The organism is Candidatus Pantoea bituminis (assembly GCF_018842675.1).
Taxonomy (GTDB): domain Bacteria; phylum Pseudomonadota; class Gammaproteobacteria; order Enterobacterales; family Enterobacteriaceae; genus Pantoea; species Pantoea phytostimulans.
The window spans coordinates 2,354,758-2,376,127 of record NZ_JAGTWO010000004.1; the positions used below are offsets into that span (position 1 = coordinate 2,354,758).

19 protein-coding genes and 3 pseudogenes are annotated in these 21,370 nt (G+C 54.8%); all 22 read right to left on the bottom strand.

Translation table 11 applies throughout. The features are described from left to right. Nucleotides 1-39: 39 nt before the first annotated feature. Complete coding sequence (locus KQP84_RS14860; protein ID WP_215847107.1) at nucleotides 40-183, bottom strand: hypothetical protein; 144 nt, start codon at nucleotides 181-183, stop codon at nucleotides 40-42. A 137-nt stretch (nucleotides 184-320) separates the two neighbouring features. After that, on the bottom strand, nucleotides 321-2,531 hold the full coding sequence (locus KQP84_RS14865; RefSeq protein ID WP_215847108.1) for a TonB-dependent receptor: 2,211 nt from the start codon (nucleotides 2,529-2,531) through the stop codon (nucleotides 321-323). 165 nt (nucleotides 2,532-2,696) lie between these two features. After that, nucleotides 2,697-3,932, bottom strand: coding sequence for a beta-ketoacyl-ACP synthase (locus KQP84_RS14870; RefSeq protein ID WP_215847109.1), 1,236 nt, complete (start codon nucleotides 3,930-3,932; stop codon nucleotides 2,697-2,699). Beyond that, the gene (locus KQP84_RS14875; RefSeq protein WP_215847110.1) at nucleotides 3,929-4,660 is read right to left on the bottom strand and encodes a 3-ketoacyl-ACP reductase FabG2; all 732 of its coding nucleotides are present in this window, start codon (nucleotides 4,658-4,660) and stop codon (nucleotides 3,929-3,931) included. The genes KQP84_RS14870 and KQP84_RS14875 overlap by 4 nt, the downstream gene beginning before the upstream one ends. Further along, on the bottom strand, nucleotides 4,657-5,133 hold the full coding sequence (locus tag KQP84_RS14880; protein ID WP_215847111.1) for a hotdog family protein: 477 nt from the start codon (nucleotides 5,131-5,133) through the stop codon (nucleotides 4,657-4,659). The genes KQP84_RS14875 and KQP84_RS14880 overlap by 4 nt, the downstream gene beginning before the upstream one ends. After that, the gene (locus tag KQP84_RS14885) at nucleotides 5,123-6,283 is read right to left on the bottom strand and encodes a beta-ketoacyl-[acyl-carrier-protein] synthase family protein (RefSeq protein WP_215847112.1); all 1,161 of its coding nucleotides are present in this window, start codon (nucleotides 6,281-6,283) and stop codon (nucleotides 5,123-5,125) included. The genes KQP84_RS14880 and KQP84_RS14885 overlap by 11 nt, the downstream gene beginning before the upstream one ends. Next, the gene (locus tag KQP84_RS14890; RefSeq protein WP_215847113.1) at nucleotides 6,280-6,852 is read right to left on the bottom strand and encodes a DUF3261 domain-containing protein; all 573 of its coding nucleotides are present in this window, start codon (nucleotides 6,850-6,852) and stop codon (nucleotides 6,280-6,282) included. Before KQP84_RS14890 ends, KQP84_RS14885 begins: the two co-directional genes overlap by 4 nt. After that, nucleotides 6,791-9,154, bottom strand: coding sequence for an MMPL family transporter (locus KQP84_RS14895; RefSeq protein WP_215847114.1), 2,364 nt, complete (start codon nucleotides 9,152-9,154; stop codon nucleotides 6,791-6,793). The genes KQP84_RS14890 and KQP84_RS14895 overlap by 62 nt, the downstream gene beginning before the upstream one ends. Then, nucleotides 9,141-9,758 (bottom strand): outer membrane lipoprotein carrier protein LolA, encoded by a 618-nt coding sequence (locus KQP84_RS14900; RefSeq protein WP_215847115.1) that lies wholly within the window; start codon nucleotides 9,756-9,758, stop codon nucleotides 9,141-9,143. Before KQP84_RS14900 ends, KQP84_RS14895 begins: the two co-directional genes overlap by 14 nt. Then, nucleotides 9,752-10,171 carry an acyl-CoA thioesterase gene (locus KQP84_RS14905; protein ID WP_215847116.1) on the bottom strand — a complete coding sequence of 140 codons (420 nt, stop codon included), beginning with the start codon at nucleotides 10,169-10,171 and terminating at the stop codon, nucleotides 9,752-9,754. Before KQP84_RS14905 ends, KQP84_RS14900 begins: the two co-directional genes overlap by 7 nt. Continuing rightward, nucleotides 10,164-11,885, bottom strand: a complete 1,722-nt coding sequence (locus tag KQP84_RS14910) for a glycosyltransferase family 2 protein (protein ID WP_215847117.1) — start codon at nucleotides 11,883-11,885, stop codon at nucleotides 10,164-10,166. Before KQP84_RS14910 ends, KQP84_RS14905 begins: the two co-directional genes overlap by 8 nt. Beyond that, nucleotides 11,879-12,226, bottom strand: coding sequence for a 3-hydroxyacyl-ACP dehydratase FabZ family protein (locus KQP84_RS26220; RefSeq protein ID WP_215847118.1), 348 nt, complete (start codon nucleotides 12,224-12,226; stop codon nucleotides 11,879-11,881). The genes KQP84_RS14910 and KQP84_RS26220 overlap by 7 nt, the downstream gene beginning before the upstream one ends. Further along, nucleotides 12,213-13,546: pseudogene (locus KQP84_RS14920) on the bottom strand (AMP-binding protein). The gene KQP84_RS26220 and the pseudogene KQP84_RS14920 overlap by 14 nt, the downstream one beginning before the upstream one ends. After that, entirely contained in the window at nucleotides 13,543-14,103 is a 561-nt protein-coding gene (locus tag KQP84_RS14925; RefSeq protein WP_215847119.1) for a COG4648 family protein, read from the bottom strand. The pseudogene KQP84_RS14920 and the gene KQP84_RS14925 overlap by 4 nt, the downstream one beginning before the upstream one ends. Nucleotides 14,104-14,110: 7 nt before the next feature. Then, complete coding sequence (locus KQP84_RS14930; protein WP_215847120.1) at nucleotides 14,111-14,365, bottom strand: acyl carrier protein; 255 nt, start codon at nucleotides 14,363-14,365, stop codon at nucleotides 14,111-14,113. 16 nt (nucleotides 14,366-14,381) lie between these two features. Next, a pseudogene (locus KQP84_RS14935) lies at nucleotides 14,382-14,638 on the bottom strand (phosphopantetheine-binding protein). Between the two features lie 13 nt (nucleotides 14,639-14,651). Then, nucleotides 14,652-15,451 (bottom strand): annotated as a pseudogene (locus KQP84_RS14940) (lysophospholipid acyltransferase family protein). Continuing rightward, the gene (locus KQP84_RS14945) at nucleotides 15,444-16,175 is read right to left on the bottom strand and encodes a beta-ketoacyl synthase chain length factor (RefSeq protein ID WP_215847121.1); all 732 of its coding nucleotides are present in this window, start codon (nucleotides 16,173-16,175) and stop codon (nucleotides 15,444-15,446) included. Before KQP84_RS14945 ends, KQP84_RS14940 begins: the two are co-directional and overlap by 8 nt. A gap of 243 nt (nucleotides 16,176-16,418) precedes the next feature. Next, on the bottom strand, nucleotides 16,419-16,805 hold the full coding sequence (locus tag KQP84_RS14950; protein ID WP_215847122.1) for a hypothetical protein: 387 nt from the start codon (nucleotides 16,803-16,805) through the stop codon (nucleotides 16,419-16,421). 404 nt (nucleotides 16,806-17,209) lie between these two features. Beyond that, a complete protein-coding gene (locus KQP84_RS14955; protein ID WP_215848301.1) occupies nucleotides 17,210-18,595 on the bottom strand; it encodes an efflux transporter outer membrane subunit in 1,386 nt (461 codons plus the stop codon). After that, a complete protein-coding gene (locus KQP84_RS14960; RefSeq protein ID WP_215847123.1) occupies nucleotides 18,595-19,689 on the bottom strand; it encodes an HlyD family secretion protein in 1,095 nt (364 codons plus the stop codon). Before KQP84_RS14960 ends, KQP84_RS14955 begins: the two co-directional genes overlap by 1 nt. Further along, nucleotides 19,686-21,368: an MFS transporter gene (locus KQP84_RS14965; RefSeq protein ID WP_215847124.1), complete on the bottom strand. Its 1,683-nt coding sequence runs from the start codon at nucleotides 21,366-21,368 to the stop codon at nucleotides 19,686-19,688. Before KQP84_RS14965 ends, KQP84_RS14960 begins: the two co-directional genes overlap by 4 nt. Nucleotides 21,369-21,370 lie beyond the last annotated feature (2 nt).

The window sequence follows — 21,370 nt, forward strand, 5'->3', positions numbered from 1 at the left end:
TGCCTTCTCCTGATGAATGTCCTTTTCACGCCTGACCTCTCAACTCATCCAGAGCGTAACCATCAATACGAAGATAATCAACGTCACTGAGGTCACAACAAGCACCACAATGGCGAACTGGGCATCGTCTAAAGATTGACGCAAAGGTTCGTCGTGTTTGTCCGGTGGTGAAGGTGCTGACATGAAATCTCTACAGAATGGGATGAACCTGTTTAAGGTACGGCGCGCAACAGTGTAAAGGAATCCGTTTGATTGATCAGATTTATTCGCAAAATAAACGGGGCGCATGATGCGCCCCGTTGCGATGAAACTCAGGTTGATTAGAAGTCGTAGCTCATACCGACTTTCAGCGTACGTCCATCACCTTGTGATAAATACGTGCCGCTGTCATCAATGTTGGCCCAATATTTCTCATTGGTTACGTTCTCAACACCGACACGCCAAACCATATCGCTCTGGTTAACTTTGGTGCGGTAACGCAAACCCAGATCCAAGGTGGTGTAGCTGTCAATTTTCTTGGTATTCGCAGAATCTGCCCATTGTGAACCGGTGTGGTTCAGCAAGGCGGTTGCGGTCAGTCCTTCAACCGGTTTGATATCATATTCTGCGCCCAACTGGTAATCGTAGCGAGGAACGCCCACCGCCTGCTTGCCGTCGTAGGTGCCACCCTCGGTTTTTTGCATGACCGGATCGATCCAGGTTGCGCTGGCATTCAAGCGAAAACCTAATACCGGCTCGCCGAAGATGTTGGTTTCAACACCACGATGGCGCTGTTCGCCATCCATTACGTAGGCGTTGTCACCGTTGAGAATGCCGGAAGGCTTCTTGATTTCAAACAGTGCCAGCGAGCCGCCAATCCGGCCGAAATCCGTTTTCACGCCAATTTCATTCTGCTTCGAATGCGCGATGCCCGTGACAGAACCGTAGTTGCTGCTGCCTTGTGGCGCGACTTCACCGGGTTGCAGTGCTTCGGTGTGGTTCGCATAGAGAGAAACGGTCTCCCACGGCTTGTAGACCACGCCATACGTTGGCATCCAACGGCTGTTGTCATAACGCGAAGCGACATCCTCTGCGCCCGTGCCGTAAGCGTAGTTACGCACCACCACTTTCTGATGACGCGCACCCACTGTAAACAGCAGCGAATCATCAAACAGGCCCAAGGTATCGCTGAGCAAATAGCCTTGCGTACGCGAGCGTGCGGTGGTCAGCGGATCAGAGAAATTACCACCGCTAAAGTTCACGGCGGGTTCTGCGATATCGTTGGTGTGATAGATATTGGTTGATGCGCCGCTCAACGCCATGCCGTAAGCATTTTTGGCATTGGTGGTCAGCGCCGAATAGCCAATGTTCACTTTGTGCGAGACGAAGCCGGTATCGAAATTGCCACGTAATCCCACCATGCCGCTCATGTTGTCTTGAATGCGGTTAGTGTTGAAGGTGGCAATGGTTGCATCACCGTTGCTGTTGGTGATCTTTGGCGTGGCGTAGTTGCCGGTTTCATGGGCATGCTGCGCGCCCAAGCCTGCGTAAGCTGTCCAGTTATTAGTGATATCGTATTCCGCTTTGGCGATACCAAATTCGGACTCCATATCGCTGTACACCCATTTTTGGCTGTAGTTATGCGAGTTTGACGGCACCGCAGGAATAAAGTCGATACCGCTGATGTTCACGCCTAATCCACCGTCGTGGAAGGTCTTTTTCTGATAACCCACATCAAGTGACGTGCGCAGACGATCGCCCCGATAATCAAGGCCGATCGACGCGGCGGTGGTTCTTTTCTTCTCGTCATCTACGCCGGTTTCACCTTCACGATGCACCGCGTTCACCCGCACACCGAACTGGTTGTTATCGCCAAAGCGTCGACCGATATCGACATTGGTCCCCACCTGCGAGGAGGTGGTGTAATCCACGCCGACGCGCGTCAAAGGCACATCATCTGCATGTTTCGGTTCAAGGTTGATCATACCGCCAACCGCGCCGGTGGCTGAGCCGTTCAGCAAACTGTTTGCACCTTTAAAGATCTCAACGCGATCGATCAACGCCGTATCCATTACCTGACGTGGCACCACGCCGGGCAAGCCGCCAAAGGTCATGTCATCGCCATCCATCAGGAAGCCACGGATGCGGTAGCTTTCAGCAAAGTTGCCGTAGCCCTTCACGCTCTGCACGCCAGCATCGTTTTTCACCACGTCAGCGATGGTATGCGCCTGCTGGTCCTGGATCATTTTTGAGGTAAAGCCGATGACGTTGAACGGCACGTCCATCGCTTTTTGCTCGCCGAGCATGCCCAGGCGACCGCCGTGAGCAATTTGCCCATCGAGATAAGCGGGCACCAAATCGTTGCCACCCGCTTTAAAATCATTTTCCGGTGTCGCCACCACGGTTAAGGTCTGTTCTTTATTGTCCGCTGCTGCATCACTGGCAGCGTTATTCGTCGTCGTAGTCTGAGCCATCACTGGCAAACAACCGGCGCTGACGAAAATAGCGAGCAGCGTCGGTTTGAATCCTGGGGTTGAAAGAAGTTGGCGCATCGTCGTTCCCTAATGGTAAATATACTGAGAATCATTATTATTGCGGTTTGCGATTATGCGCGGGGCGGAAGTGAATGCAAGAAAAATCTTATGCTAAAGCGCAGGATTTACAGTCTGATAACGGATGAAAAAACAGTGAAGGCGCTGCCGAAGCAGCGCACTTGATCAGGCGTCGCGCCAGCGTTTGAAGATAAGCGAGGTATTAATGCCGCCAAAGGCGAAATTGTTGGTCTGGATAAAATCGGTTTCCAGCTTACGCGGCTCACCGATAATGTAGTCCAGCGCACCGCATTCTTGTGCAGGCTGCGTCAGATTCAGCGTCGGTGCAAACCAGCCTTCGCGCATCATCTGAATGCTCATCCAGGCTTCCAGCGCACCGCACGCGCCCAGCGTGTGACCAAAATAGGATTTCAACGAAGAGACGGGCGTTTGGTCGCCAAACACGGCTGCAGTTGCCAGGCTTTCAGCAATATCACCCCGATCGGTGGCTGTGCCGTGCGCATTAATATAGCCAATTTGTGAGGCTTCCAGCCCGGCACTTTTCAGTGCACGCTCAATGCAGATTTGCATGGTTTCGCGCTGCGGCTGCGTAATATGTGCCGCATCGCAATTGGTGTGGAACCCCACCAGCTCGGCGTAAATTGTTGCGCCACGCGCCTGCGCATGTTCCAGCGATTCGAGAATCAGGGTACCCGCACCTTCGCCAATCACCAATCCATCACGATGCTGATCGAATGGCGAAGGGGTACTTTGCGGTGCGTCATTGCGCTGGCTGGTGGCAAATAGCGTATCGAATACCGCCGCTTCAGAAGGACATAACTCCTCTGCGCCACCGGCTACCATCACCGTTTGGTAGCCGTGGCGAATCGCTTCCCACGCATAGCCAATCGCCTGGCTGCCCGAGGTACAGGCGCTGGAAGTGGGGATCACACGACCACGTAAACCAAAAAACAGACCGGCATTCACGGCGGCGGTGTGCGGCATCATCTGCACATAGGTGGTGCCGGTAATATTGTTGGTGTGCTTTTCAGTCAGCATAGTGGCGAATTCGCTCACCGGCCCGGTGCTGCCGGTGGAAGAGCCATAAGCAATGCCGGTTTCACCATTGGTCAGTACCGGATGATCGATCAGCCCAGCCTGTTCCAAAGCCAGTTCGGTGGCGCGGGTAGCCAGCAGCGAGACGCGGCCCATGGCGCGAATACGTTTACGGGTATAGTGCGCAGGCAAGGTAAAATCATCAATCGGCGCGCCTAACAGCGTGTGCAGCCCATCATAAACTTGCCATTCCGGCATCTGCCGCACTGCGTTTTTACCTGCAAGAATACGTGCCGCGACCGCCTGCCATTGCTCGCCAAAAGCGGTGACACCGCCCATGCCCGTGACAACTACGCGCTGAATCACAGCATGCCTCCGTTAATCGAAATCACCTGACGCGTGACATAACCTGCAATGTCAGACATCAAATAGCTGGCTAATCCCGCCACTTCATCCGCTGCGCCCATGCGTTTCATCGGAATAATTTTCAGTGCTTCCTCAACGACTCGCGGTTCAAGCCCTTCCATGCCGGTATCAATCAGGCCGGGCGCGATGCAGTTTACGGTGATTTTACGTTTTGCCAGTTCAATCGCCAGCGCTTTGGTTGCGCCGATGATGCCCGCTTTTGCCGCGCTGTAATTGACCTGGCCGCGATTGCCCATCATGCCAGAAACCGACGACAGTGTGATGATCCGACCGCCACGACGCAGACCAATCATGGGCATCACGCAGGGGTGAATCACATTATAAAAGCTGTCGAGATTGGTATGAATCACATCATCCCACTCAGATTCTGTTAGCGCAGGGAAAGCGCCATCCCGGGTGATCCCTGCATTGCTGATAACGCCGTAATAGGCACCATGCTGCTCAATATCCGCCTCCAGAACGCTGCGGGTCGCGGCGCGATCGGCAACATCAAAACCCAGCACCCGCCCGGTTCCACCCTGCTCCACGATGTGCTGCAACGTGTGTTCAGCGCCCGCACGGTCGCGATTGTAATGCACCACCAGTTCGAAGCCGTCCTGCGCCAGGCGCAGCGCGATAGCGCGGCCAATGCCTTTACTGGCGCCCGTTACCAATACAGAACCTCTCATGGCTGATTTCCTTGTGACATCAGTTGCTGTAGCTCTTCTTCATTCGGTTGATAGGTATTCAGGCGTCCGTTGGCCAGCAGCAGATCGCCATAATGGATTTCGCCCTCAAAACTGCCCATCCGATCGTCGCGCATCAGTAGCCGCATAGTGATATCCAGCGTTGCGTTAGCCGGGAAATGGGGCTGCGTTGCCCGCCAGCCGCGCCCGCCCAACAGCATGCCTGGCTGGATAAGGATTGCTCCGGCACGTTTCGCTTGCCAGCCAGACCAGACACCAACGGTTTGCGCCATGATCTCTACGCCAAACCACGCGGGCAGTTCACCCTGCTGATTAAGAAAAGGAGCCAGCACGCCTGTTTTGGCCGTTGTCACTCGGCAATGCACGCTTTCTTCATCCACCGCAATCAGCTGTTCGACCAGCACCATAGGCGTTTCATGCGGCAAAAAATCCGCAGCACAACCCTTAATTGTCATCGCACCGTCCCAAAATTAAACAGGTATTATTGCCACCGAAAGCAAACGAGTTGGACGCGATAATCGGACGCGCCAGCGGCTGAGAGTGCAGCAGCAGGCCGCACTCTGCCAGGCTTTCGTCGCGAGCGGCGACAGAAAAATCTTGCGCCGGCAACGGCAGATTCTCGCTGAGAATCAACGCGCTGAGCGCGGCTTCGCACACGCCCGCTGCACCGAGCGTGTGCCCGGTAAGGTGTTTCGTCGAACTGCAGGGTACATCACTGCCAAACAGGCGATGGATCACTAACGCTTCCATCTGATCGTTAAGCGGCGTCGCGGTGCCATGCAGGTTGATGTAGCCGATATCCTGCGGCGCTAAACCCGCCTGTTGCAGCGCCATGCGCATGGCGCGCTCTGCGCCCTCACCTTCTGGATGCGGCGCAGACATATGCCAGGCATCAGAAGATTCGCCCGCGCCCAACAGCGCTAACGGCTGCGGTTCTCGCGTTAACAGCATCAGTGCGGCCCCCTCACCAATCGAAATGCCATCGCGCTCACGGCTAAACGGCACGCAGCGGCGTTCAGAAAGTGATTCGAGACTGGCGAAGCCGTTAACCGGCATGCGGCTTAGTGAATCTGCACCGCCTACAAGGGCAACATCCGCCAACCCTGCAGCAATCAAACGTTCGCCGCTGATCAGCGCACGAGCGCTGGAAGAACAGGCGGTGGAGATGGTATAGGCTGGGCCATTGAGTTGCAGATATTGCGCCAGAAAGCGCGATGGATCGCCCAATTCTTGCATCTGGTAATGGTAGTGCTGGCGATCGCCACGAATCTGCTGATCGCCTTCGTCAACACCCGAGGTGCTGGTTCCCAACACGATCGCAACGCGATCGGCACCATATTTCGCAACAGCAGCATCCAGCGCTGGACGAATTTGCGCTAACGCCGCCAGCAGCAGCTGATTATTACGGGTGTCATGCGCAGCAAAGGCAGCGGGTATAGCAGGCAACTTGGCCTCTACCGCACCCAGCCAGCAGCGTTTGTCCGTCGTTAGCCAGCCTTCATGCTCACGCATACCAGGCGCAATACCGCTGATCAGGTTCGCGGCAATCTGCTGATTATTGTTCCCAAGCGCATTGAGCATCCCGAATGCAGAAATGTAGATCATGATGCATCCAAATGTTGAATTTGAATCAGGTAACCAAACGCGTGCTGCTGAAGGGTGATCGGCTCACGGCGCTCGCCGCGTTGTAGATAGGTAATCTCCGTCACGACCTGGTTATCGGCATCTCGCAGCACGCGCTTCAATCCTTTGTCTTGTAGCGTCCAGCCGCGCGGCAGCTGTTTTTGCCATACCGCAATCGGCCAGTGACTCAACATAATATCGGCCAATACCTGACTGGCGGGCGGCATATTGGGCAGCGGCATCAGCTGTTGCGTATGAATGCCCCTGGCATCGTAACTGACACGGAACAAGCGAATCCCCACCGATGATAAGCCCGCTAATTCTATTTTCTGCGCATCGGCGCTCAGCAACACCAGCAGCGACTGGCGGGTTCCTTTTATCTGGCCGGTTAACAGTTGCTGCTGTTGAAATGCAGGCGTGATGCCCGGCGGTGGCAGCATAATCTTCACGCCAGGCTTCAGCCAGGCGGTAGGCTGCGTATTATCTGGCTTAGGGTTGGCGCAGGCGCTGAGCAGCAGACTGAATATCAACATCATCGCTGCGCGAATCATCTTTTTTCCTCAATTTAGTGGGCCGCATGGCCAGCGGTGAGAGCAGAAAGGCGCTAAAAATACCGCTGCACAACACGGTACCAAAACCAGCAATGGCGCTGGTGCTGCTGAAAACCAACATGCCCAACGTCAGCAACGTTGTCATCATCGCCAGCGAGACCGCCAACAGTGAAGTCAGCGGCGTACCCTGCGGATTGCTAAAGAACAAGGTGTAATTAATGCCAATGCCCAGCACCAGAATCAATGCCAACAGCGCGAACAGATTCAATGACGCGCCCATCCAGCCCAACGTTGCCAACGCGGTTGCCAGCGACAGCAATGAAGGCAATGCACTGCGCAAACCCGCTTTAAGGCCTAAACGCAGCACGTAGCTCAGCGCAATCAGCGCTAACGCCAGCAACAGTAAGCCGCTCAACAGCGAGCGCCAGAAGCTGAAAAGCGTATCGTAGCTGGCCTTACGATCGACCCAACTTACGCCTGGATATTTTTGCGCCAGCGCACTGAGCGCCGCGCTATTTTTTACGCCGCTGGTCGGCACCAGCACGCCGCTGCGCCCGTCAGGCAGCGACAGCCATAACAGTCGCCAGCCTTCACTCAGCGGACTGTTCAGCCAGGCTTCTGGCGTTACCGTCATCGGTTGAAGATCGGGTGCGGGCACGCTGATCCCCGCCTGTTTTAGCCGCGCCACGATCTTCGGTGCGGCCTGTTGCAGGGTAGCAATGTCTTGTTGCTGCTGTTCCAGCGAACGTAACGGCAGTAAACGGAAGTTTTGCAGCACACCTTGCTGCTGCGCCTGTTTTAAATCTGGCACCAGCTGCGCTAAACGCTGCAGCGTCTGCTGTGCGTTATCGCCCCACACCACAAACCAAGTTTGATCGGCGCGTTGACCTGTCAAATCCGCCAGTTGGCGATCCTGTTCGAGCAGATGGGCCGGCGCGCTTTGTAGATGGGCAATATCATCATCCACCTTTAATTGCACCATACCGCCCAGCGCGTAAATCGCCATCGCCAGCGGCAAGCCAATTCGCAACGCTTTGCGGCGACGCCACGCGGCTAACCAGCGCGCAAGCGGCACCATCAACGGCACAGGACGAACCGGTAAACCGCGCACCAACCACGGATAGAGAAAAATCACCGTTAAACAGGATGCCGTTAAACCGCTGGCCGCAAAAACCGCCAACTGACGCAGACCCGGAAAAGGCGCCAGCAGCATTAATAGCCAGGCAATCGCGGTGGTGGCTAACGCCAGCAGCAGCGTACCGCGCACTTTGCGTAGACTCTGCCACGGCGTGGCGTGTTCACCATGTACCATGCGTTCGGTGAGGTAGTAGAGCGTGTAATCGGCAGAGATGCCGACAATGCTCAGGCTCATCACCAGCGTCATGATGTGCAGCTCGCCAAAACAGAGCAGCGTGGCGACCGTGCCCGCCATCGCGCCAATGGCGACCGATGCGAGGCATAGCAGCAATGGGCGCAACGAGCGGAACACCAAAAGCACCAGTATCAACACGCCGCCCACGGTTATTGTGCCGAGTGTTTCAACATCGTGTTGCGCACGCTGGCTGGCATCATCACTGAACAGTACCGTGCCGCGCGTAAGCAGTTGTGCCTGCGGCCAGCGCTGTTTTAGCGCTTTTTCAAGCTGCCTGAGTTGCGACACAAGTTGATGGCTCTGCGTAATGCTAAACGCATTATTTGCCAGTTCGCCATGCAGGAAATAGCCGCGTTGGCCTTGCTTATCCTGCACCGTTAGCCAGCCATTGTGCAGCATCATGCGATCGGCATTTTGCTGAAGTGCCAGCTGTGAGCCTCGTACCAGCATCAGCGGATCGTTTTGTAACTCCTTGCTGCCTACCCCAGAAAAGGCGGAAAAGAGTTGGCCTAACAGCCAATCAGCTTGCGCATCGCCGCCGTTTTGCAATCGTGCACGGGTTGCATCATCAATCAGACCGTTACGATGTTGCCAGGCAAAACGGCCCCACTGCTGCTGCTGATTTTCATTGAGATCGCCCTGCACCTGTTTGAGTGCAGGCAAAGCGCGTAATTGCTCAAGCCACCAGCGCGCTACTGCGGGATCGTCGGTTTTTCCTGGTAATACCAGCCAGACCATTTGTCGATCCAGCCGCTGCATAAAACCTTCCTGCAACTCCGCAGGCGCGGCACCGAGGTTTTGCTGCGGCAACAACGCCAGTACGCTGCTGTTGAGATGGCTGCGCGGCAACAGCAGCACCAAGGCGACAGCTAACACCATGCAAACCACTAACCACAGCGCGGCGAAGAATTTATCATTACGGCCCGGCAAAACGTGTGCGCTCCTCGTCACTTAATTGCGGCGGCTTAATGCGCGTGTTGCTGAGTTGAATGTGGGTCTTATCACCCTGCTTGTCATCCAAATCGATACGTTCGAGAAATTCGCTGCCCGCCAGATCGATACGATTAAATATCATGTTAAGCGGCGCGGCTTTAGGCGTGAGTCCCAGCGTCCAGCGCTGGTTGCCGTTGTCCTGAAAATCGAGCGTAAAGTTCTCTTTCAAGACTTTCTCATCTGCCTGAAACAGCGCGCGCAACAAATGATTGAACTGGAACATTTGTGGATTACTGTCTGAAGTGATGACTTGCGGCGGCTGATTATTCAGCGTTTGTACCATGCGCTTATCATCAAGCAGCAGCGTCATGACAAACGGCGTTGTTTGATGCCACCACAGTCCTTGTTGTTGCGCGATCAGCAGGTTGCCATGTGATACCAGCGGCTGCGCCATGCCGGAAATGGTGCGTGTTTGAACAAAATCTGCGCGAATGATCGGTTGACTGGCAAAGCGCTGCTGTAACTGTTCCAGCGTGACGGCGCTGGCCGCGCTGGCCGCGCTGGCCCACAGTAGCAAACTGGCAACGATAATTTTTAGCATTCTTTCACCCCTAGGCGTTCCAGCAAAATATCGGGCGTAACAAAGCATAAGGTTTCTGTTGCCTGCTCCACCGCAACCTGCAAAGTGTGCGCTTTGGTGGTGATCTCCCCTGCCGCATTGCGGACCTGGTAGTCGATGCGTAACCGGTTTTCATATTCGGTGATGCTGGCGCTGACGGTGATCGGTTCCTCACAGCGCAGCGGCTGGCGATACTTAACGCGGGTGTCGACCACCGGCCAGATGTAGCCGCTGGCCGCCATTTCGCTGTAGCTGTAATTAATGCTGCGCAGCAGCGCTTCACGGGCCACTTCGAAATAACGGAAGTAGTTACCGTGCCAGACCACGCCCATCGGATCGCAGTCGTGAAAAGAGACCGTGAGCGCGACTTCCACGGTATGCAGGTGATCAGGCATTGTCGGACTCCTCATGGCGCACCCGATCATCGGGCAACGTCCAGAAATCGAAAAAGTTAAACCAGTCGAGCGGTGCCAGCAGTGCATGGTGCGCCAGACGATCCGCATAGCGATCAACCGTGACCTGTAGCGCCTGTTGACGCTGTGCGCGTGGCAGCAGCAGCGGATCGGCAAAAGGTTCGCAATGAATCTGTAATTTACCCTGCTGGCGCAAGGCGAACATCAACAACACCGGGCAGCGCAGCGCCGCAGCTAACACAAACGGGCCTTGGGGAAAGGGTGCGGGACGACCCAAAAACGCGCTCCAGACTACGCGACGCTCCCCGCCGCGCTGACGGTTAACGGCGGTGCGATCGCCGACGATAGCAATCCATTCGCCCGCATCCAGCTTTTGTTGCAGCAGAATGGCTGTTTCCGGGCCGATATCGCTAACCGGCAGCAAATTAACGCCCGCGTCTGGCGCAATAGTTTCCAGCACCGCACGGAAACGTTGGGCATTGTCAGTGAATACCAAGGCGTTGATCACCAAGCCGCTGACCTGTTTTGCCATGGCGCGGCAGGCTTCGATATCACCCAGATGCGAGGCAAGAATCAGCTTTCCGCGTTCGCCGGGCGCACGGATCACCGCTTCTGCACCTGGCCCAAAATCGATATCGCGTCCCCAGCGCAAATCGCCACGCCAACTGGCTACCTTATCCAGCATCGCTTCAGCAAATCGCAAAAAATGGCGATAGCTGTTAAGCGGTTTGGGCAGCGTAACCTGCTGTTGGCTGGCGTAATCACTGACTCGCGTGATCCATTGCTGTGAAGCGTGACGGGCGCGCTGTCCGCTCAGCCAGTAAACCGCCACCACCGGCCACAGCAGTATTAGAAAAGGTAAGCGGCCACAGCGACGATAAACTGCCAGCATGAAGCGCAGACCTACTTGCCCACGGCGCTCCGGTTCGCCGGACCAATGTTTTTGCTGGCGACGCATGTTTACCAGACGCGGAATGCGCGGCAACATGCCGAAAAACAGGCGCGTATGCATCCAGGAGATGCGCAGATTGTCATACAGCGCATCAAAGTGTGACACTCCGGTTTCTGGGTAAGTCACACGCGTGGTGAGAAAGCGACTTGGTGTGCCCTGCCAATAGAGTCGCACCATGATTTCAGTGTCAAAATCCATGCGCTGACCGATCGCACGCTGATCGCACAGCGCCAACGTTGGCGATAACGGGTAGACGCGAAAGCCGCACATGCTGTCTTTGATCGAAAACGACAGCGTTTCGATCCACACCCAAAAATGGGTGATGTAGCGCCCATATAAACGTGACTTGGGGATCGAACTGTCGTAAAGCGGCTTACCGGAGATCAAACATTCAGGATAACGCCGCGCTTCCGCCAGCATGGCTGGGCAATCTTCAATCTGGTGCTGTCCATCGGCATCCAACTGCAGCGCATGGGTAAAACCCTGCGCAGCGGCAGCTCGCAGTCCCTGTATTACCGCCGCACCTTTGCCCTGATTGTGCGTTAACCGCAGTACGGTGATCTGTTCAGCCCGCACGCTTTCCAGTTGCTGTTGGGTGCTGGCTTCGCTGCCGTCATCCACAATGATCACGGGCAGGTTAAAAGGTGCCAACCGTGCCAGCACTGAAGCCATCATCGCGCCGTGGTTGTAGCAGGGAATCACCACGCACGGTGAGAAGTCAGACGACAATTTAGGTGTTAACACAGCTGAATTTTTCCGCTGCTGGCGCTCAGCGCGTTACCGTCACGCAGCAGGCTGTAACAAAAGCTGAGGCGGGATTTCGTCGCATCCCACTCAATATGCAGTTGCAACAGCGAATCCGGCGCTACCGGCTGTTGAAATTTGATGTTTTCGACCGCAGCAAACTGTTTGCCGGGTGCCAGACACTGCACCGCGTAATGCATAACCCAATCGAGTTGCGCTACGCCAGGCAGAATCGGCAACGTGGGAAAATGGCCTTGAAACCAGAACAGATCGGCAGCGACATACAGCGTTAGGGTTACGCTGTTGTCCTGAATCTGGCGGCTGCGTTCAACCGGCAACATGAAAAAGCTCCTCAATTTGTGGCCAGGCGCGTTTGCTTTGTGTGGTGACGGGAATGGTCGCCACCACACGCCAGTAACGCGGCAGCGCCACCGACTCCAGCAAAGGTTGCAGATGCTGCTTCCAGCGTTTTTCTGCGCCGCTAGCTGATGATCATCAAGCGGCGTCGCCAACGCCAGCACCACGCCAATACCCTGACGATCGTGGCGCGTAATAGCCAGCGCGGCGGCATCGACGACACCGGGCAGCGCCATTAAGCGCCGTTCGATTTCACTCAGCGAAATGCGTTTATCTTCAATTTTTACGATGCGATCGTGGCGACCGGTTATCTGAACGTGGCCTGCGGCATCAATCTGCAAGCGATCGTCGAGCTGCCAACCTGCAGCGTTTTCAATCAGAGCGGAAGAGACTTGCCAACGATCATCGTCGATCTGTTGTAGCCTGACGCCAGGAAAACAGATCCAGGCTGCGGCGTCTGAATCGCGCTGCCGCCAGGCGATCACGCCGGTTTCCGTGCTGCCGTATATTTCACTCACCGGACAATGCATTGTCTGCTGGGTATGTTGCGCATCCTGCCAGGCCAGCGCCCCGCCCGCTGAAACAATCAACGTGCAGGCGGCTACAGGGAAGTGATCATCCAGGCGGCGCAAAAATGCGGGGCTACTGATTAAAGCGTGGCGATAATCTGGGTGCCGAAGCTGTTCAACCAGTTGTTCACTGTAGAATAGCTGCTGCGCCGCAAACGGTTGACCCAACGCCATAGGCAATATGATGCGAAAGGTTAAGCCATAAAGATGTTGATGACTGACCGAAGCAAGGATGCGGCAATCTGTGAGCCTTTCACCCCAGAGCGCAGCCAGCCAGCGCGACTCCTGCTCCAGCACCGCCAGTGATTTTACGACACGACGTGGCGCGCCGGTTGAACCTGAGGTAAACAGCACCAGCGCGGCATCGGCGGGCAAAGCGGGAAGTTCACCTTCAGCTTCATCATCCTGCCAGCGTTGCAACGGCAAATGAATATCTAACGGCAGATCGCTGATCACGCCATCCAGCACATCGCCCATTTCATTGAGCTGCGCAGCGCGACGATGGCCCGGGATCACCGGTGTTTTTTCCGCGTACCAGGTTGCCAGCAGCGCGACGCAAAATCGGTAGCTGTCATCAAAACAGAGCGCCCACTGCGTGCCGGGCTGCCTCCGCAACGTCTGGCTAAGCGACAATACCTGACGGCGCAGCGTGCTCAACATCAATGTGTGATCGCCACGCCACGCCACTTCGCGATCCTCGCCGGTTAGCCACGCAGCAATGGGTTGTGCGATCATGCTTTGCGTCTCACGCGCTGGCGTACCAGCCATTCGGCGCTCATCAGCGCGCCCATTAACAGATAGCTGATGCCGCCATTCCAGAGCGTCCACAGGCGAAGATTTCCCATCAAACAGGTGCTCAGCGCTATGCTGCCGTTAAAGATAAAAAACAGGCACCAGACTTGCGTGACGCGTCGCGTATAGCGCACGGCCTGCGGCGGCAGCGTGGATTCACGCAGTCGCGCAAGTCGTTCAACCAGCGGCATGCTGCTCCATAATGACGCGCCAAATATCATCAGCATGGCCAGGTTGACCGCCACCGGATACCACAACAGCAGATGCTGACTGCGCAACGTCATGCTGCTGATACACAGCAGCGCGCCGAGTAGAGCCAGCCAGCCCATCACGTTGTTAAATGCGGTTTTCTGCCGACGCAGGGTAAACCAACGCAGACCGAACAGCGCGGCCAGTAACCAGAACAGCGCATGCCATTGTGGTTGCGCCAGCGCCAACCAGGCCAAAAAAGGCCAAGCCAACAGCGTGAGAAGGTTGATCAGGCGTAGCGCAGCATGCATGTTGAAATCAGGCGCCTTCGCGCATCAACTGTTCTACCGCATCCACCACATCCTGCACGGTACGTACCGAACGGAAAGTTTCTGGTTTGATTTTACGGCCAGTACGTTTTTGCAGGTGAACCACCATATCAACCGCATCAATGCTGTCGAGTTCCAAATCTTCGTAAAGGCGTACGTCCGGGCGAATGTCATCCGCCTCAATTTCAAACAGGTTAGTCAGCAGTGAGGCGACTTCCTGATAAATTTCATCTTTGTTCATCATAATTTTGTCTCAGCGATCAGGCGCGTTGTTGATTCACGAACGCCGCCAAAGAGGCAACGGAAAAAAGTGCGCACGCAGGGTTTCGCTCTCGGCGGAAAGTGCCACGCCATAGCGATTTTTTACCGCCAGCCCGAGTTCCAACGCATCAATGGAATCGAGTCCAAGCCCGTCACCAAAGAGCGGGGCCTCTGTGTCGATATCGTCGAGGTCGACATCTTCAAGGTTCAGCGTATCGATGATCATCTGTTTGATATCGTTGATTAATGAGTCCATACCGTTTTCCGCATTACACATCTTGGGGAACCAGCGCCTGCTGCAAATGGCGGGTCAGTCGACGCGCAGCTAATGGCTGCGCATCTTGGTTGCTTTCGCCAAACGACGTGCTGTCGATTCGCGTATGTACGCGCACGGTAAATACAGGTTTTACCGGCGGGATTTGATACCAGCGGCTCTGTTTATCGAGCATACGCTGAGTACAGGTAATGTGAACTACGCGTAAATCGCAGCCCGCGCGCACCGCGATATTGGCGGCACCGCGTTGCAGCTTTAGTGCTTCGCCATGACGCGTGCGCGTTCCTTCCGGGAAGATCAAAAGGGTATCGCCACGCGCCAGTCGCTGTTGGCTGTCGGGTAGCAGCGTCTCCGCTTCACTGTTTATCAGGTAATCTGCGGCGCGAATGACGCCTCGCAGGAAAAAGTTTTTTGCAGCTCCGCTTTCACTAAACAATCCATTTCCGGCAGTACCGAGGCGATCATCACGTAATCGATCAGTGAAGGATGATTGGCGACGATTAAGCAGCCACGATCGCGACGGAGCTGATCGGCGCCCTCAATGTGATAGTCGTAAACGCCAACAAAACGGCAGAAGCGCAGGAAACAGCGAAAACTCCAGGCGATGCTGGCGCGCGCGATACGGCGGCGGCGATGTTTGTCGCGCTGGATCAGCAACAGCAGATTAAACCACGTCAATGACATCAGCAGACCGCCCACGCTAAACAGTGTAAAGCTGACGGCAGTCATAACCAGGCGCCAGTAATAGTTAAACCCGGGCCGGCCATGGCGCAGCGACAGAGAAGAATCAGTCATGTGAATTCACCCAATGCCAGTTAAGACGTTCACCCAGAAGGGTGAAGCTGTTGCTCTGCGCCAGCACGTTATGCAGAAATTCAAGGCTCTGCGGCAGCATCGGCTGCGAAACCGGCTCGGTATTCAGGGTGGTGGTGCATTGCAACACGCTGCCAGCCGCAAGCAGCAGCGCCACTGCATAAGGTGCGTTGCAGCCTGCTTCCGGTAGCCACGGCAAATAATAATCAGGAATGGTGCCATCAAAGTCGACCAGCAACACCTGCTGATACCCAGCCTGATGCAGTGCGCTGACTTCAAGTAATCCTTGCTGAAAGGAGTCGATGCCAGCAGAAATAGAGGTGGAAACCAGTGGCTTTTTTGCTGCGATGGTCAGGCTGCCAACAGCAGAATTATGCACCGACATCGCAAAATCAGTGGGCGACAACGCCTGCCGCTCCGCCAACGCGGTAAGTATCCGCAGGTTCCGCTCCAGTTCGCCATGGCGACTGGTAAAGACGATGGCATCGACACGTTGGCGCGCCAGCAGCACTAAACCACTTTCAACCGCTGCACGGCTTCCGCCGCTCAGACGCCGCGCAGTCATCATCGGAAGATGCTGCGGCTTAGCAAGCGATTGTGTGCTGTCGATGGTGGCAGCGTGCTGCGCCCAACGATGCCAGGCTTCACGTTCGGCTAACCCCGGTGCCAGGGCGTGCCAATCAATTAGCGAATAAGCGAGTTTCATACCAGCGTTCTTTTATAAGCTTGGTGGAATTGCCGTCCATGGGATCGTCAACTCCCTTCCCTGCGTAAGCAAAGAATCATCCCTGAAATACCTGGCGACGTCTGACGTGGTCCATCACGGTATGGGTTTACCCTACGGACAGCAAGAGTAGGACATCTGATTTGTCGGCAGACAGGTTTATTTCTTTATTACCTTGCGTGTTATTACGTTAATTCCGTGATGACACACAAGGTATTCAAGGCACTATTTAATACTTTGTGCCGCCAGACGCAGCTGAATATCTTGATCCAGATTATTAATCCAGCGGTTATAGTTACCGTGAATTTTACCGTTTTCCGCTTTCAGATTTTCGCTGCTAACGTACTGAATGCTATAGCTTTGATCGGTATAAGTAACGCGAATATTGGCGGTGAAACCGCGCTGAGACAGTCGGCCATTAAGGATGCCCGGTGCGACAGGTGTCATCACCCATTTACGACCAATGCCCGCCTCAATTATCGCCACTTTCATTTGATTATCGGTGTAGCGTTGTGACAATGATTGATTCACATTATGAATCGGTGCAGTACCGGCGCAGCCCGTTAATAAGGTGGCGGTCAGCGCCAGCATCAAAATAGTGTTAAGCTTCATGATTTTCCTTTTTTATTTCCCTGTTATTTCAAGCAGTTAAAATAAATAACTGCCCCACACAAACGTCACTGAATGTGCATTTTTCCGTTCAGGCTGTGTAAAAACCGGCGCATGATAACACCTTTTATAAAGGCGCGTAAGACGAAGCATAACGCGTAAATTGCCGTTATTTGCGTAATAGAGAGGAGAGTTAAGTCGCGTTTGGGCTGAAGAATATAGCCGTTTTTTTACACGACTATTTTACTCACAGCTGGATCGATGAAAGGATAAAAAAACAGGGTTTGGGGCAGAAAAGGCGGCCCTGATTAACAAAAGCTATTGATGGCGCTCTGTTTTGCCCGTTGCTGACTCAGTCTGGCCTTTTCTGCCCGCGTTGATTATTGCGTAATGTTCTACTGCTTAGGTTACGGATGCGAGGGATTAACCTGCCAGCCGCCGCCTAACGCGCGATAAAGATCAATTTGCGCCAACAACAGGTTGTTTTTAACCGTGACTAAATTGAGCTGTGTACTGAACAACGTGCGCTGAGCGTCAAGTTCATCCAGATAAGAGGCGTAGCCATTCTGATAACGATTGCTGGCAATGCGCAGCGCTTCGGCAACATATTTCTCCTGCTTTTGCAGCTCTTCTTGCTGTGCTTCACCCTGGCGAATGGCATCCATTGCATCATTCACTTCTGAGAACGCGTTGCGAACCACTTTTTCATAGCTATACAGCGCCTGGTTGCGCGTCGCCATTGAGACATCAACCTGCGCGGTTAACGCTTCACGGTTCAGAAGCGGCGCCAGTACGCTGCCGCCAATGCTCCAGAGACGGAACGGATTGTCTACCAGCTGATGCAATATTGAACTCTGCATAGTGCCGGTTGCCGTCAGATTGAGACTGGGCAGCAGATCTGCTTTTGATGATTCGAGGCTTGCATCGGCAGCCAGTAACTGGCGCTGCGCCTGAACAATATCAGGCCGGCGATTCATCAGCTGTGAGGGCAACAAATTGGGCATCTGCTGTGGTGAAATCTGCGTAAACTCAGGACGACGCGCAATCTCACGCGGATTCATGCCGACCAAAATACTGAGTGCATTCTCCTGCTGTCCGATTTGATGCTGTAACTGCGGCACTTGCGCTTTGGCAGATTGATATTCTGATGCGGCCTGCATCCATTCAAGCCGCGAGGTATAGCCTGTTTCGTACTGGCGCTGCGCCAGTTTCAGCGAATTGCCACGCGTTTCCAGCGTCGCTTCGGTCACGCGCAGCTGTTCATCCAGTGCGCACAGCGTGAGATAACCCGAAGCCACCGAGCTGGCGATGGTTAATTCAGCCGCAGAGGCGGCGGCACGCTGTGCCTCCAGTGAAGCCTGTGACGCGGCGATGGAACTGCTGCGTGCGCCCCACAAATCGACATCGTAATTGGCTTGTAATAATCCCTGAAACACGGCTGTTTCATAGGGCTGTCCGGTAACGGATGAGAGCGTACGTTCACGCGTTGCCGCGACGCCCGCGCTGAGCGTGGGAAAGTTATCGCCCTGCGCCGCGCGCAGTTGGGCACGATATTGATCGACGCGCGATCGGGCAATCAAGATATCGGGATTATTGCGCAGCGATTGCGTCACCAGCCGATTGAGATTTTCATCCCCAAAAGCGCGCCACCACTCTGCTTCTACGGTCGATGATGGGCCAACCTGTTCACGCCACGCCGTCGGAATGGGCAATGATGACGGCGCTTTTTCAACCTGTGTGGCACACCCTGCTAATGTCATCGCCAACATGCTGGCCAGCACGCTGCTACGCATCATGGCGTCGCCTCATCTTTTACTGGCGCATCAGTATCAATACTGACTTCCACTGACATACCGGGACGCAACTGCTCAATATCTGTTGAATCAATGCGAATCCGCACCGGGATACGCTGGGCAATTTTCACAAAGTTGCCGGTGGCATTATCGGGTGAAATGGCGCTGAATTCTGAACCCGCTGCCGGTGAAATGTACTCAACGCGGCCATCAAAATGTTTGCCGTCGAGGGCATCCACGCGAATATTTACCGGCAAACCAGGCCGAATGCGTGCCAGCTGCGTCTCCTTCATATTGGCGATGATCCATTTAATATTCGGCACCACCGAAGTCAGACGCGTACCCGCAGTAACGTATGCGCCTTTTCGCACCGAAAGCTGACCAAGCTGACCATGATCTGGCGCGATAATGCGGGTGTTAGCCAGATCGATATCCGCCAGTTCCAGTGCGGCTTGCGCGCTGGCGACATCGCCTTCCAGCGAGGCGCGATTTACAATCACCGTTTGCAGATTCTGTTGCGCTACCGCTACTTGCGCATCAGCCTGGCGCACCTGCGCCTGCGCTTGTGCATTAGCGGCTCGTGCGGCATCACGCTCTCGCACTGAAAGCGAACCATCCGCCGTCAGGTTTTCAACGCGTTTGAGATCAAAGCCGCTTTTCAGTGCTTGCGCTTTGGCATTTTCCAGCGCGGCTTTATTGCTCTGAATCGTCGCTTCTGCACTTCGACGTTGTTGTTGGTTATTTTTCAGTGCGGCCTGCTTCATTGCCAGCTGCGCCTGAGCCTGATGCACGCGCTGACGATAGATTCGGTCATCAATCGTCATCAGCAACTGGCCCTTTTTCACCGGTTGGAGATCGATAACATCAACGCTGGTGAGATAACCGCTGACCTGTGGACTGATAAAGGTGACTTGCCCGCGCACATAGGCATTTTCGGTGCTTTGCACGGAACTGGTAAAGGGCCACAGTTGCCAGGCGTAAAGGATCACCAGCACACCCAGCACCACAATGCCGCCTCCGACGGCGATAGAAAGAATACGGCGACGATTCGCGCGTTCGCGTTCTGCAGCCTGAAGTTCATCCTGCTGACTCATTGTTGCTCCGTTCGTTCTTGTAAGGCGGCAAGTTGCTGCTCACGCCGGTTATATTTTGCTTGTCGCCAGTCCAGAAAACGGCGTCGGGTTAAGCGCCACAGCACCCACATCAGGGTAGTCAATGCCAGCGCAGCAGTTAATAAATAGGTGTCATTATAGGCCAGTACATTTGATTGTAGCGTCGCCACTGTTTGCAGTTGGCTGGTGCTCTGCGCACCGCGCAAAACGCTGTCACCGACCAGGTTGTTGTAGAGCGCATTATATTGATTAAGGCGTTCGGTCACGTTGGGATCGAGCAGCGATAATTTGTCGGCCAGTAGACTGGAGTGGTATTTCTCACGCCAAACCTGAAAGGTGCCGAGGATCGCCGAGCCAATCAAGCCGCCCAGGTTTTGACTCATGCCGAACAGCACAACAAAGCTGACCAGGTTTTTGGGTTGCGTCACCACGCTGCCCATACCAATCAGCAAGGCCGGTGCAAGGAAAAAGGCGCTGCCGAAACCCAACAGGAATTGACTGAAATACATATTATTACCGCGCGTCAGCGGGCTGGATTGCGCATCCATTAGCGAGGCGATAATCATCACCACCAGCGAAGTGACAATCGGCCAGTTGAGATGGGTTGGTTTGATGGTCAGCGCGCTGGCGACAATGCCAACAATGACGCCAGAGATAATCGCCAGCGCCAGGCCACGCATCTGATCGTTAAGCAAACCGATTTGCTGTAAAAAGCCGATCGCGCCAGTGTTCTGCTCCGCCAGGACGATACGCATCATGATCATCACGATACCGAGACGTATCATCATGCCGCTGCTGATCCAGCGGGTATTAATTAATGGATTGCGCCGATTATGCTCAATGACAAAGGCCGCCACGATCAGCGTGAGCGCAATGGCGGTGCAAATACCCAGCCACGGCGTGGTAAACCACCATTCAATACGGCCTAAAGAGAGCACGCCACACAGCAGCGCCATGCCCGGTGCCAGCAGAATAAAGGTGACAAAATCCATTTTTTCAAAGGCTTTGATACGGTCACCGGGCGGCAGCTTTACCACCAGCACGCAACCCAGCGCAATCAGCGCCAGCCCCAGTTCGAACAGATAAAGCCCACGCCATTCGTCCAGTTGCAAAAGCTCGCTGGAAAAGAGTCGGGCCAGTGGAATCGCTAACTGCGATGCGGTTAATCCAATCACCAGCGCCTTCATGCGGTGTTTAGCTGGCCACGCCTGAATTTGGTAATAGATACCCAGCGAACTCAGCGCGGCACCGACCATGCCATGGGCAGTACGCACGATGATCGCTGAAGCGAGATCGTTGGCAAACAGGTGAAAAAAGGCCACCAGGACATAAAGCACCAAAAATGCTTCGGTAAAGACGCGCAGCCCGAATTGCTGACGGAATTTAACCAGCAGCAGGTTGATGGAGATATTCCCCATCACATAGACCGCGGGTAACCAGGCAATTTCGTTAGAATAGGCGCCGAAGGTGCCTTGAAGGTTGGTGAGGTTGGCGGTAACTAGGGCATTGCTCAGCGCGCCAGTCAGAGAAATCAGCAGGCCAATCAGGCCAAAAGCGATACGTTTAGGTGTTGAATGCAGCGGTGTTGACGGCGAGCCCGGCAGCATCGGTTTTTCATGCGGCAGCCATTCACGTGCGGCATAGGGATTACGCCGGGCCATGA